This is a genomic window from Aeromonas sp. A04, assembly GCF_047780465.1.
In the GTDB taxonomy this organism is placed as follows: Bacteria; Pseudomonadota; Gammaproteobacteria; order Enterobacterales; family Aeromonadaceae; genus Aeromonas; species Aeromonas bestiarum.
On the sequence record NZ_JBLNHP010000004.1, the window covers coordinates 94234 to 106233 of the forward strand.

At 60.8% G+C, this 12000-nt stretch carries 12 protein-coding genes and 4 tRNA genes; 10 read left to right on the forward strand and 6 right to left on the reverse strand.

The features are described 5' to 3' along the window. Positions 1–71 precede the first annotated feature (71 nt). On the forward strand, positions 72–1199 hold the full coding sequence (locus ACM3N8_RS13915; protein ID WP_274452871.1) for a CobW family GTP-binding protein: 1128 nt from the start codon (positions 72–74) through the stop codon (positions 1197–1199). Positions 1200–1260: 61 nt separating this feature from the next. Further along, the gene (gene mdtD, locus ACM3N8_RS13920) at positions 1261–2649 is read left to right on the forward strand and encodes a multidrug transporter subunit MdtD (RefSeq protein WP_043137293.1); all 1389 of its coding nucleotides are present in this window, start codon (positions 1261–1263) and stop codon (positions 2647–2649) included. A 21-nt stretch (positions 2650–2670) separates the two neighbouring features. Here the strand turns inward: mdtD and ACM3N8_RS13925 are convergent, their stop codons facing one another. The 3 genes from ACM3N8_RS13925 to folB all read right to left on the reverse strand — a co-directional run bounded on the left by ACM3N8_RS13925 (position 2671) and on the right by folB (position 4163). After that, positions 2671–3159, reverse strand: coding sequence for a YbaK/EbsC family protein (locus tag ACM3N8_RS13925; protein ID WP_290018463.1), 489 nt, complete (start codon positions 3157–3159; stop codon positions 2671–2673). 123 nt (positions 3160–3282) lie between these two features. Beyond that, entirely contained in the window at positions 3283–3792 is a 510-nt protein-coding gene (folK, locus tag ACM3N8_RS13930) for a 2-amino-4-hydroxy-6-hydroxymethyldihydropteridine diphosphokinase (protein WP_043137291.1), read from the reverse strand. Further along, the gene (folB, locus tag ACM3N8_RS13935; RefSeq protein WP_274452866.1) at positions 3792–4163 is read right to left on the reverse strand and encodes a dihydroneopterin aldolase; all 372 of its coding nucleotides are present in this window, start codon (positions 4161–4163) and stop codon (positions 3792–3794) included. The genes folK and folB overlap by 1 nt, the downstream gene beginning before the upstream one ends. Positions 4164–4332: 169 nt before the next feature. Between folB and plsY the strand changes: the two genes are divergently transcribed. The 6 genes from plsY (at position 4333) to ACM3N8_RS13965 (ending at position 7050) form a co-directional block, all read left to right on the forward strand. Next, a complete protein-coding gene (gene plsY, locus ACM3N8_RS13940) occupies positions 4333–4995 on the forward strand; it encodes a glycerol-3-phosphate 1-O-acyltransferase PlsY (protein WP_157774602.1) in 663 nt (220 codons plus the stop codon). A gap of 47 nt (positions 4996–5042) precedes the next feature. Continuing rightward, a tRNA-Phe gene (locus ACM3N8_RS13945) sits at positions 5043–5118 on the forward strand. A gap of 52 nt (positions 5119–5170) precedes the next feature. Further along, positions 5171–5246 (forward strand) — tRNA-Thr (locus tag ACM3N8_RS13950). A gap of 10 nt (positions 5247–5256) precedes the next feature. Then, positions 5257–5332 (forward strand) — tRNA-Phe (locus ACM3N8_RS13955). Between the two features lie 8 nt (positions 5333–5340). Beyond that, positions 5341–5416, forward strand: a tRNA-Asn gene (locus tag ACM3N8_RS13960). Positions 5417–5706: 290 nt separating this feature from the next. After that, on the forward strand, positions 5707–7050 hold the full coding sequence (locus ACM3N8_RS13965; RefSeq protein WP_290018464.1) for a potassium channel family protein: 1344 nt from the start codon (positions 5707–5709) through the stop codon (positions 7048–7050). A 122-nt stretch (positions 7051–7172) separates the two neighbouring features. Here the strand turns inward: ACM3N8_RS13965 and ACM3N8_RS13970 are convergent, their stop codons facing one another. Next, positions 7173–7505, reverse strand: coding sequence for a hypothetical protein (locus ACM3N8_RS13970; RefSeq protein WP_290018466.1), 333 nt, complete (start codon positions 7503–7505; stop codon positions 7173–7175). Between the two features lie 130 nt (positions 7506–7635). On the opposite strand from ACM3N8_RS13970, the gene ACM3N8_RS13975 reads away from it, so the two are divergent. Beyond that, entirely contained in the window at positions 7636–8151 is a 516-nt protein-coding gene (locus tag ACM3N8_RS13975; RefSeq protein ID WP_290018468.1) for a ClbS/DfsB family four-helix bundle protein, read from the forward strand. A gap of 331 nt (positions 8152–8482) precedes the next feature. Then, on the forward strand, positions 8483–9655 hold the full coding sequence (locus ACM3N8_RS13980; protein WP_416016234.1) for a hypothetical protein: 1173 nt from the start codon (positions 8483–8485) through the stop codon (positions 9653–9655). Between the two features lie 97 nt (positions 9656–9752). Here ACM3N8_RS13980 and ACM3N8_RS13985 read toward each other — a convergent pair whose 3' ends face one another. Then, positions 9753–10445 carry a B3/4 domain-containing protein gene (locus ACM3N8_RS13985; RefSeq protein ID WP_416016235.1) on the reverse strand — a complete coding sequence of 231 codons (693 nt, stop codon included), beginning with the start codon at positions 10443–10445 and terminating at the stop codon, positions 9753–9755. A 334-nt stretch (positions 10446–10779) separates the two neighbouring features. Continuing rightward, positions 10780–11793, reverse strand: a complete 1014-nt coding sequence (locus ACM3N8_RS13990) for a chemotaxis protein (RefSeq protein WP_043554378.1) — start codon at positions 11791–11793, stop codon at positions 10780–10782. Positions 11794–12000 lie beyond the last annotated feature (207 nt).

A 12000-nucleotide genomic window follows, 5' to 3' on the forward strand; every position in this document is an offset into this window, starting at 1 on the left:
GGATTGAACATGACCCATATGCAAGATACCCGCGTACCCATCACCCTGCCGACCAGAGGGGAGTCATCCATATGACAGACATGCAAGACACCCGAATTCCCGTGACCCTGCTGACCGGCTTCCTCGGCAGCGGCAAGACCACACTGCTCAACCACTGGGTCAAGCAGCCGGAGCTCGGCGAGTGCGCCGTGCTGATCAACGAGTTCGGCTCTGTGGGGCTGGATCACCATCTGGTGCAGCAGGTAGACGAGCAGGTGGTGCTGCTCGATTCCGGCTGCATCTGCTGCTCGGTGCAGGGCTCCCTGGTGGAGGCGTTACAAGGGCTGTTTATGAAGGCCATTCAGCGCAAGATCAAACCCTTCAAGCGGTTGATTATCGAAACCACAGGTCTGGCCGATCCGGCCCCCGTGCTGTTTACCCTGCGCGAAGAGGGCTTTATCGCCCAGCGTTACCGCTTCGACGGCACAGTCACAGTAGTGGATGCCGGCCATATCGAGCAGCAGCTGGCGGCTCAGTATGAAGCGGTGAAACAGGTGGCGCTGGCGGATCTGCTGGTGGTGAGCAAGGGGGATCTGGTGGATGGCGAGCAGCTGGAGCGGGTCGAGGCCCAGCTGGCGGCCCTCAATCCGGCGGCCCCCATCGAGCGGGTCAGCAACGGCGAGCTGTCGCCTGCGGTGCTGGATAAGCTCGGCGCCTACAACGAGGCAGCCGGGCGCGACGTACGCCAGCTGTTGGCCTGGCTACGCACCGAATCCCCCAAACAGGGGCTGGCCTCGCCGATGCAGCCCAAGATGAAGCCGTTCGCCGCCAAGGTGGGCACGACCACGCCGGCTCATTTCGAGCACGGCAACATCGAAAGTTTCTCCCTGCGTATCGGCGAGCCGCTCAAGCCGTCTCGCCTGCTGGCCGCCATCGATGCGGTGCAGGTCCAATACGGCGATGCACTGCTGCGGCTCAAGGGGATCTTGCAACTGGAGGGGGAGAGCCAGCCCGTGGTGATCCACGGCGTACACGGCCAGCTCTATCCGTTGCAGGCATTGGGAGATTGGCCGGAGGGCAAGGCCCAGTCCCGGCTGGTGTTTATCGTGAAAAGTCAGGACAAGGCGGGGATAGAGCGGCTGTTCCTGGATACGCTCAAGGCCCCCGAGCCCAGTCTGGAAGAGCAGCTCAGAGCCATGCTCGGCCAGCCGGATGCCTGATATCCTGATATGACCCGCTTTCGTGCGGGTCTTTTTTTATCTGAAGAGGAGGTGGCTGCTCATGCCCGATAGCACACACATGGTTACGCCTGCCCAGCGCAAGTGGCTGCCGCCGCTGACGGCGGTCGGCTTCTTCATGCAGACCCTGGATGGCACCATACTCAACACCGCCCTGCCCAGCATGGCCGAGACCCTGGGCGAGAGCCCGCTGCAGATGCAGTCGGTGATCATCGCCTACATGCTGACGGTGGCACTGCTCATTCCCGCCTCCGGCTGGCTGGCGGACAGATTCGGCACCCGCCGCATCTATCTGGCCGCCATACTGCTGTTCACCCTGGGATCGCTGGCCTGCGCCGCCTCCAACTCCCTCTCCATGCTGGTGGCTGCCCGTGTGCTGCAAGGCATAGGCGGCGCCCTGCTGATGCCGGTGGGGCGCCTCGCCGTGCTGAGGGTCTACAGCAAGCACGAGCTGTTGCGGGTGATGTCGTTCGTCACCATCCCCGGCCTGGTGGGGCCCTTGATCGGCCCGGCACTGGGCGGCTGGCTGGTGGAGGTGGCGAGCTGGCACTGGGTGTTTCTCATCAATCTGCCGGTGGGCATACTCGGCTTTATCGCCAGCTGGCACTTCATGCCCGACCTGCGGCAGGGCACGGCCAAGTTCGACTGGCAGGGTTTCGTGATGTTCAGCGCCGGCATGGTGCTGGTGTCAGTGGGCTTGCAGGGGCTGGGTGAGCACAGCATCTCCACCGGCTGGGCACTGTTTGCCCTGCTGTTCGGGCTGGCCGCCATGGCGAGTTATTGGCTCTATGCCGCCAATGCCGAGGAGCCGCTGTTCAGTCTGGCGCTGTTCAAGACCAGCACCTTCGCCATCGGAGTCTGGGGCAACCTGTTTGCCCGCCTAGGCAGCGGTGCCATGCCCTTCCTCACCCCGCTGTTCCTCCAGCTGGGGCTCGGCTTTTCGCCGAGCAAGGCGGGTATGACCATGATCCCCACAGTGCTCGGCGCCATGCTGACCAAGACGCTGGTGAACAAGCTCATTCCGAAGGTGGGTTATCGGCGGATCCTGATCGGCAATACCCTGGCGCTGGGGGCCATGATCGCCAGCTTCTACTTCATCGACAACCAGTTGCCCTACGGGGTGCTGCTGGGCTGGCTGATGGTGTTTGGCGCCATCAACTCGCTGCAGTTCTCCGCCATGAACACGCTCACGCTGCAAGACTTGAGCGCCGAGCATGCCAGCAGCGGCAACGGCCTGCTGTCGGTGGTGATGCAGCTCTCCATGAGCCTGGGGGTCGCCATCGCCGCCAGCCTGCTGGGGCTCTTCTCGGCCGGTTCATCGGCGGCGGATGGCCAGTGGCTGGGAGGTTTCCACCTCACCTATCTCTGCATCGGTCTCATGTCCATGCTGGCGGCGCTGATCTTCGCCCAGCTGGCGCGGGACAAGGGGTGAGCGGGGTTGTGCCGTCGGCAGTCAGGCCGATGGCGCAGGCAGGTAGCTGACCTGACAGGGCAGTTGCTCCAGCACCCGGGCCAGATGGACCGTCTCCAGCAGAAAGGTCTGCTCCGGGTGGCCCGGCGTCCAGGTGAAGGCGTGATGCTCCATCAGTTGAGGGTCTACCAGCAGCGGGATATCTGCGCGGGACAGGAAGGGGCAGACGGCGCCCGGCAGGCAGCCGATCTCGGCCTGCATCTCCTCGGCGGTGCAGATGGAGGGCTTGGCACCGAGTGCGGCCTTGACCGCCTTGTTGTCGAGCCGCCCGTCCCTGTGGGTCAGCAGCAGGGCGAAGCGGCCATCCTTGAACTTGAGGAAGAGTGTCTTGCTGAATTCGGCCTGCCAGCCCAGGCGGGCCCTGACTCTTTCGTCGGTGGCGTAATCCAGAATGGGTTCATGCTGGTAGCGCTGATGGGGCAGCCCGGCCAGCAGCTGGCAGTTGAAGTCGTGAATGGTGTCGAGCGGCATGGGGTCTCCTGTGGCGAGCCTTATCCTGCCTGTCATGGCGGGCCGGGCCCAATCACACTTTCTGATGGCGGATAAGCCGCCTTGCAAGATGCAACAAGGGCACCCTCGGGTGCCCTTGTTGATTCAGTGATGTTGCAGCTCGCACGCTTCCCAGTGAAAGGGGATGGGGGAGAGTCGCTGGGAGGCCTTGTCGTAACCCTGCCACAGCTGGCCCAGCGTGCGACCATCGAGCGGGTGGCGCAGGCTAGGTGCCAGTTCGGCCAGCGGCCAGAGCACGAAGGCGTTGGTAAGGATCTCGCCGCGGGGCAGGGCGACCGGCGTTTCGCAAACCAGATCGCCATAGAGCAGCAGATCCAGATCCAGGGTGCGCGGAGCGAACTTCTTGGCATCCGGCTCGCGGCCGTGGGCGAACTCCATGGCACGCAGCCGTTGGCACAGGGTTGCCAGCGGCAGGTCTGTGTCGGCACCGACCACCAGGTTGTAGAAGGGGCGGCCATTGAAGCCCACCGCCTCGCTCTCGAATACCCGGGAGACAGCCAGCTCGCCAAACTCCGCCTGCAGGGCATCGAGGCCGGCGCGGATATGGTGCTCCCGCTCTATGTTCGAGCCCAGGCTGATATAGATACGGGTCATCAGTTGGCGCTCGTGGCCGGAGTGCGGTGGCGCAGTATCTCGACCCCGACGCCGGCGGCATTGGGCACGGCGCCCGGTTTGGTCAGGGTGACCTTGACCCATTGCACCCGCTCGTCGGCCAGCACCAGCATGGCGACCTGCTCGGCCATGGTTTCGACCAGCTCCACCACCTTGCTGGCGGCGTGATCACAAATCTTGCGCGAGAGGGTGGCGTAATCCAGTGCCAGATTGATATCGTCGGTTGCTGCGGCGGGACGGTTGTCAAAGCCCATTTCGAGGTCGAAACAGAGCTTCTGGCGAATGCCTTTCTCCCACTCATAGACACCAATAGTGGTCAAAACCTCGAGTCCGCGAATAAACACCTTGTCCATGACAGTACTTCTTCTTTACTCTTGATGGGCTGTGATAACAGCGCAGGGATGCAGGCCTGGCAACCAGTTTGCCGCGCGGTCGGTTTGGACGACACGCTTTTGGGCAACGCCAAGCCAGAGAATGTGGCCCGCATCATACCCCATTCATATCGTGGTAAAAACGACCAAGATGACGGCCCTGACGATTTTGATGATTATTCTGGCCTACCTGGGCGGCTCGCTGTCCAGTGCCGTGCTGGTTTCCCGCATCACGGGTCTGCCGGATCCTCGCGATCATGGCTCCCACAACCCGGGTGCGACCAATGTGTTGCGCCTCGGTGGCCGTGTGGCTGCCGTTGTGGTGTTGCTGCTCGACGTGCTCAAGGGCACGGCCCCCGTCTATCTCGCCTGGTATCTGCAAATCAAACCCGTCTACCTCGGCTTCATCGGGGTGGCAGCCTGTCTCGGCCACATGTACCCCATCTTCTTCCACTTCCGGGGCGGCAAGGGGGTGGCGACGGCACTCGGCACCATGATGCCCATCGGCTTCACCATGGGCGGGGCCGTCATCGGCACCTGGCTGGTCGTGCTGCTGGTGAGCGGCTACTCGTCGCTGGCCTCCATCATTACCGTGCTGCTGACACCGCTCTTTACCTACCTGCTCAAACCCGAATACACGCTGCCGGTCTCGCTGCTCTCCTGCCTCATTCTGATCCGCCATCATGAGAACATTGCCCGCCTGTTGAAAGGGGAGGAGCCCAGAGTCTGGGGCCGCCCGGCGCAGCCCGGCCAGGAAGAAGTAGGGGAAATGGATGATGTTGCGCAAAAAAGAGACGAACGAGACAAAAAGTGAAATTTCCCGTTGACCACCTGCCTTAAAATCCGTTTAATAGCGCCCACGCCCAGATAGCTCAGTCGGTAGAGCAGGGGATTGAAAATCCCCGTGTCGGCGGTTCGATTCCGTCTCTGGGCACCAAAATTTGGTGCCATGAAATAAAAATGTGTTCATGCACAAAGGTTTAAAGTGTGCCGGCTTAGCTCAGTAGGTAGAGCAACTGACTTGTAATCAGTAGGTCACCAGTTCGATTCCGGTAGCCGGCACCATTTATATATTGCCCAGATAGCTCAGTCGGTAGAGCAGGGGATTGAAAATCCCCGTGTCGGCGGTTCGATTCCGTCTCTGGGCACCAAGTACAATTCCTCCTTAGTTCAGTCGGTAGAACGGCGGACTGTTAATCCGTATGTCGCTGGTTCAAGTCCAGCAGGAGGAGCCAACACAAAAGCCCAGCAGCAATGCTGGGCTTTTTCTTTGCCTGTTTGCCACGGCCATTGCCACCCAAGCGTTGCGCAATAAGTGTGCGCCTGAGGGGCAAGCTGTCGCATCCATCCCCCTTATTCCTTCCCTGTCAGTGACTTGCCTTATGTTTCTCGCCTAGTATGGTGACGTGACGGGTGTTTTGCCGCGCCGCTTTTCCTGCGTCTGACCCGCCGTATCCGCCAGGGCTTTGTGCACCATGACTCTCTATCTGGCGAGGGCGGGACATCTTTGTGATCGAGGTAATGTATGAATGCAACCGAGCTTTGGCAGCTTTCTCCCGAGCAGTTCAACGAGTGGCGCCGGGAGAATGACTATCCCCTGATTTGGGATCTGCTGGTGGCCTCGCTGCCCTATTTCGGCGACTGGATGACGGAGCAGAAAATAGAGAAAAGCGTCATCTTCCAGATCGGCATAGCTCGTTTCATCAGCTCGCGATCCGTGCTCAGCCTCTGCGTTTACATGAGCGACGACAAGACAAGGCTGTATGAAACCGCCTCGAGCGCGCTGGAGTCCCTGCGCAAGAGCGGCCTCATCCGCTCGGAGACGCGTTTTGAACCCTACAGCATGTGGCTGGCGGGCAAGCATGGCAAAGATGAGGTGAAGCGGGTGCAGAGTCTGCTCTCTGTCTCCGAGAACAACAAGGGGGAGGCGCAGGTGCTGGGCAAGCATCGCCTGCTCAACATCGGCGGCGTCGAGCTGAAGAGCCCCATCATCTCCGGCAGATTGCTCGATTTCACCTGCCTCGACGAGCTCTCGCTGGATGGTGCCGTCAACAACTCCAAGGTCTATCTGTGGCACTGCTCGGCCAAGGGGGTGCGGGTCAATGGCGGCGTGATCGGGCTCGATCTGTTCGATTCCCTGCTGTGGGATCACAGGGCCTGGGCCAAGAAGCGGGAGCTGGCGCTGGAGGACGGGGTATTTCAGGACTTCACCATAGAGTGCGAGGAGATCCGTTTTCACTCCTCCCGGGCCGTGCTGAAAAACTTCAACGTGCGTGCCAAGAACTTCGACGCCACCATGGAGCACACCAATCTGGACAAGGTGCAGGTGGCCTATAACGAGAACGGCCGGGTCGATCACAGCGAGGCCAGCAAGCTCTACCGCAACGCCAAGCGCCTCTTCTCCAGCGTGGGGGATACCGTCGATGCCGGTGAGTGCTATTACCAGGAGAAGCTGCATGAGATGAAGTCCCTGGCCAGCCCGAGGGAGCTGTTCAAGGAGCGCTGGCTGCGCAGCGGCCCGCTGAGAAAGGGGTGGCTCTCCCTGCTCTGTTATTTGAAGTGCGGCTCCAAGTTTGTCAGCTTCATCACCTGGGGCTTTGGCGAGCGGCCCATAAGAAGCCTGCTGATGTCGATGGGGGTCATACTGCTGGCGACCCTGACCTATTTTCTGGCGCCCGCCTCGGTCACCTATCACCATCTGGGGCGCTCGCTCTACTTCAGCATCGTGACCTTCGTGACGCTCGGCTACGGGGATATCTCCCAGACCTCTTCCCCGCTGCAACTGCTGTCGGCCATCGAAGCCTTCAGCGGCATGTTTCTGACCGGCCTGTTCCTCGCGGGTTTTGCGTCGAAAACCAAGCAGTATTGATGACGCTGCCGACCTGTCGGTGCTGCCAAGCTCCGACAGGCGGTGCTCCCTAGAGGGCTGGATCTTGCCGAGCAAGCCGCCGCAATCGCCCGTATCGGGCTCGCCCCCAGGTCAGTCTCTTGTCATCTTGCCGGCGTGATGCCCTGCATCTTCAGCCAGAACGCCTCCTGACAGGGGTTGTGGAACAGCTTGCGTGGCGGTGTGATGGGGATGGGGCTGGTGTCGACCCGATAGCTTATCCAGCATTCGGCGCACAGCTGCGGCGAGGAGACCTGGTCCTGCTCTCTCTGATGACAGATGACGACCCCATTGGCGAACCAATAGCGGGTTTGCTGGTGCTGGATCAGGGTGCCACTCTCGTCATGCTCGCTATAGTGTTCGCTCTGCTGGTGAGTGATGGTCGCCGGCCCAGGTTGCCGATGGATGGCCTTGATATAGGTAATGAGCTGATTCATCGCCGTGCTTGCTTGTGATGGGAGCGGCGGCGTTTGGACACCGGCCGCAGATGTCGCGAGCTTAGCGCTCGGCGCCGCTGGCGGCAATCCCGAGCGGGCGGCAGGATGACAGGCATGAAGGAGGACAGTGATGGGGATCCCCAGCAACAAGGCCGAGCTGCTGCTCGCCATCGACACGCATTTTGGCAAGTTGTTCAAGGCCTTGCAGGCGGTACCCGAGAGCCGGGTGCAGGAGTTGGGTATGGAGGGGCACAGCAAGGGCACCCGCATGAGCGTGGCCAATCTGGTGGCCTATCTCATCGGCTGGAATGAGCTGGTGATCAAGTGGATCGAGCGGGACGCGGCGGGCCTGCCGGTGGATTTTCCCGAGACTGGCTTTAAGTGGAACGAGCTGGGCAGGCTGGCCCAAACGTTCTATCGGGATCATGAGGGGCTGGCTTATCCGGTACTGTTGGCCCGGCTGATGGCGGCCAGGGACCGCATCGTCGAGCTAATCGCGGAGCGCAGCGACGATGAGCTGTATGGTCACCCCTGGTATGAGCAGTGGACTCTGGGGCGGATGATCCAGTTCAACACGGCCTCTCCCTACCACAATGCCAACGGCCGGCTGCGCAAGTGGTTGAAGGGAGCGGGTGTGAAGCCGTAGCTCCCGCCACGCCGATGGTGCGTCTGGCCTTGGGGTCAGGCCGACCCGCATTGTTTCACTGACAAGCCCCAGTTGTTATACTGCCGCCCCGTCCTCTCGCCGGGCAGGCAGTGCGCTGGCGCGAGACAGGCAGACTGGACAGGATCGTCCGGCAACCCATTTTTCCTCCCAGCTTCAGCCGGCAGAACGGCGGCCCGTCAATCCGTATGCCACGGGTTCGAGCCCAGCAGGAGGAGCCATTCAAGGAGCCCTTGTCGCGAGACAAGGGCTCCTGCTTTATGGGTGCCATAACAACAATACTCACCACACAGCGACAGACTTCAGGATTGGTATGGAAAATCAAGTAGTTAAAGATTCTCACCAGGGTATCACCTCCCTTCGCAGCTGGCTGGAGCCGGTACTGGTGCTGGCCATTCTGGGCAGCCTGTTCGGCTACCTCGGCAGCCAGATGGGGCTCTCCGCCCTGGTCAACACCCTGTTCAACACCGCCCATCAGCTGCTGCTCAATACAGTGCTCTTCATCATGGGGATTACCGTGCTGTCGGGGGCGCTGAGCCAGCTGCTCAGCGAGTTCGGGGTGATCCGCCTGCTGGAGGTGCTGCTGGCACCCTTGATGAAGCCAATCTTCCGCCTGCCCGGCCGCACCGCCCTGGCGGCCCTGATGACCTTCTTCTCCGACAATCCGGCGGTGATCAGCCTCGCCAAGGACAGCCGTTTTCGCAAGGGCTTCACCCCCTGGCAGCTGGTCTCGCTCACCAACTTCGGCACCGCCTTCGGCATGGGGCTGATAGTGGTGACCTTCATGGCCACCCTGCAACTGCCGAGCGGCGAATCGACCGCCAGTGCGGCCCTGATCGGCCTGCTCGGCGCCCTCATCGGCTCAGTGGTCTCGACCCGGCTGATGCAGCGCATGATCCGCCCGCTGGTGGGGAAAACCCTGATTGATGACGAGGTCGTGAGCGTGGGCGCCAAGCCGGGTCTGAGTCAGGAAGCGGCCCCCACCTGGCTGCGGGTGCTCAATGCCCTGCTCGATGGTGGCAAGTCCGGGGTGGAGCTGGGGATGGCGGTGATCCCGGGGGTGCTCATCATCAGTACCTTCGTGATGCTGCTGACCTTCGGCCCTGGCGAGCAGGGTTACAGTGGGGAGGCCTTCCAGGGGGTGGCGCTGCTGCCCGTGCTGGCGGCCAAGGTGGGCTGGTTGTTCGAGCTGCTGTTCGGCTTCACCCATGCCGAGCTGGTGGCCTTCCCCGTGACCTCGCTGGGGGCGGTCGGGGCGGCCATGTCGCTGGTGCCGCCCTTCATCGGCAAGGGCTGGATCACCGGCAACGAGGTCGCGGTATTCACCGCCATGGGTATGTGCTGGAGCGGTTTTCTCAGCACCCATACCGCCATGCTGGATGCGCTCGGCTATCGCCATCTCACCTCCCGCGCCATAGTGGCCCACACCATAGGTGGCCTGTGCGCCGGGGTGGCGGCCCATCAGCTCTACCTGCTGCTGGGCTGAGTCGGGTTCTGATAACAAAAGAGGCTCTTCGGAGCCTCTTTGCATTGCTCGTTGCGATCACGCGGACAGCATAGAGACGGCCAGTCCGGCGTTGTGGTCACTCGACATGGCCAATGACGGTTTGTTCTATCACGGCGCCGGGCATCATCTGCTGTATGCCTGCAATCAGCTTGTTTCCGGCTGCTTGCAAAGCTTCCAGGGGCATTTCGGGCAAGCTCTCCAGAATGAACCACATCATGCTCGATTCCACATTGAGCCTGGTCCTGACTCCCTGTCTCCAGTTCCAGCGTCGACATGTCACCCCCTTGTCATCCCGCCATACCACTTCACCAGGTTCTGGAGATTCATGAGCCACTTCGCCGCCCTTCATTGTGTCGAATAGCTCGCTGCCATCGGCAACCACCAACCTCGGCGTCCCTTCATAGGAGGTCAGGTTTTCGCCCCCTACCGGTATGGCGTACTCAATGCTGATGGCGTTATAGAGGTCAACGACAGGATCGATACTCGGCAGGCTGCCATCACGGGCAACCCGTTTTCGCAGGGCTTCGGCGGAGCAGGGAGTGCGCTGTGGTTTGGCGCCAAACTTTCTAAAGAGGTCCGCCCAGGCGGAGAGGTGTGCATCGGCCCAGGGTGCATCTTCTCTGGCCATGGCAAGGGAGGCTTGTTCCAGGGCCCGCATTCCCACTGTGGGGTCTGCAATGGCTGCCGCCTGGACAGTGATGCTCAAGGCCCGGAATCCGGGAGCCATATCAGTTACTTCAGGGGTGATTAACGGCTTGAACAACGGCATAGCGACTCCAGGAGATTCATTGATAGAGACGACATTTGATGTATCGATAGCGCATGGCATCAGCCACACCAAACTCAATTTGAGAGCCATCTTGCTTGGGCGATGGCAATAAGAAAACTTACAAAATCTTAAGACCAATAAGGATTTGGAATGACAAGCCGCCTGTCAGTGAAGGATTGGCATGGGAGCTCGATCCAGAAAGAAGCTCTGCCTTTTCGTTGATCTCTCGCGAAATGGGATGAACGGCTCAGGAGCGCTATCTCTGATGCTGCTGAAAAACATCAACAACAAGGGCGCCGAGGCGCCCGTTTGCTTGAGTGTCAGGCTGACGACATTACAGATTGCCCGGTTTGGGGATGGGGATGCCGAGCAGGAAGTTGTCCATCATGCCGACCATGCGTCCCAGCTCGGGTTTGGTGATGGTGTCGTTGGCCCCCAGCTGCAGCGCCTTCTGGCGGTTGTCGTCACTCATCAGCGACGAGAACATGACGATGGGGGTGGTCTTGAAGGCAGGGGTATCGCGCAGCCGTTTGAGCAGGTGCATGCCGTCCATGCGGGGCATCTCGACGTCTGTGATGATGCCGCTGACGAACTCGGCCACCGGGATCTTCTCCTCCTGCGACAGGCGGTCGAACTCCATCAACATCTCCAGCCCGTCGCCCCCATCCTTGGCGGTCACCACGTTGTAGCCCGCGGTGCGCAGCGTGGTCTCTATCATCTTGCGGATGAAGGCGGAGTCGTCGACCACCAGCACCGTCTTGGCCTGGCGCAGTGCCATCATGCGATCGTCTATGAGGACCTTGCGATCCTGGGTCACATCGTACTTCTCCATGCTCAGCTCTGGGTTGATGTCGGCGATGATCTTCTCGAAGTCGAGGATCATGATGAGGTTGCCATCGCGCCTGACCACGGCCACCACGCAATCATTCTCGCCCGCCTCCAGAAACTGGCTGGGGGACTCCACATCCTCCCAGGAGACCCGGTGGATCCTGCTGACACTGTCGATGAGGAAGCCGTTCGCCATCTTGTTGAAGTCGGTGACTATGACCACCTTGTTGTTGGGGTCCGGGTTGGTCTTGATGCCAAGCCAACCCGCGAGATCCACCAGCGGGATCAGCCGCTCGCGCAGGGAGAATACACCCACCATGTGGCGCTGGGCGTTGGGGTAGTCTGTGGTGTCAGGTACCCGGATCACCTCGCGTACCTTGGCGACGTTGATGCCGTAATAGGCGATCTTTTCCCTGCCATCGGGTAGCTGCTTCTTGAGGTGAAATTCGATGATCTCGAGCTCGTTGGTACCGCTCTCGGTCAGGATGGATTTACGCTCTTCCCCGTCTTTGGACATCATGGCGACTCTCGTGCTTCTGGTTGCGCTGGCAGCACCGGCTGCGGTTTTCCCTCAGTATAGGAATGGATCCGCCCACACCGGGGAGATCCACACAAGATGGCCCTCATAACTGCTTGATCCGGCAGACAGGAAGGCGCGTAACAGCTTAACAGGGAAAGAAAGAGGTGATGGAGAAGGGCATCACACTCACCGCAAACAGGAGCCGAG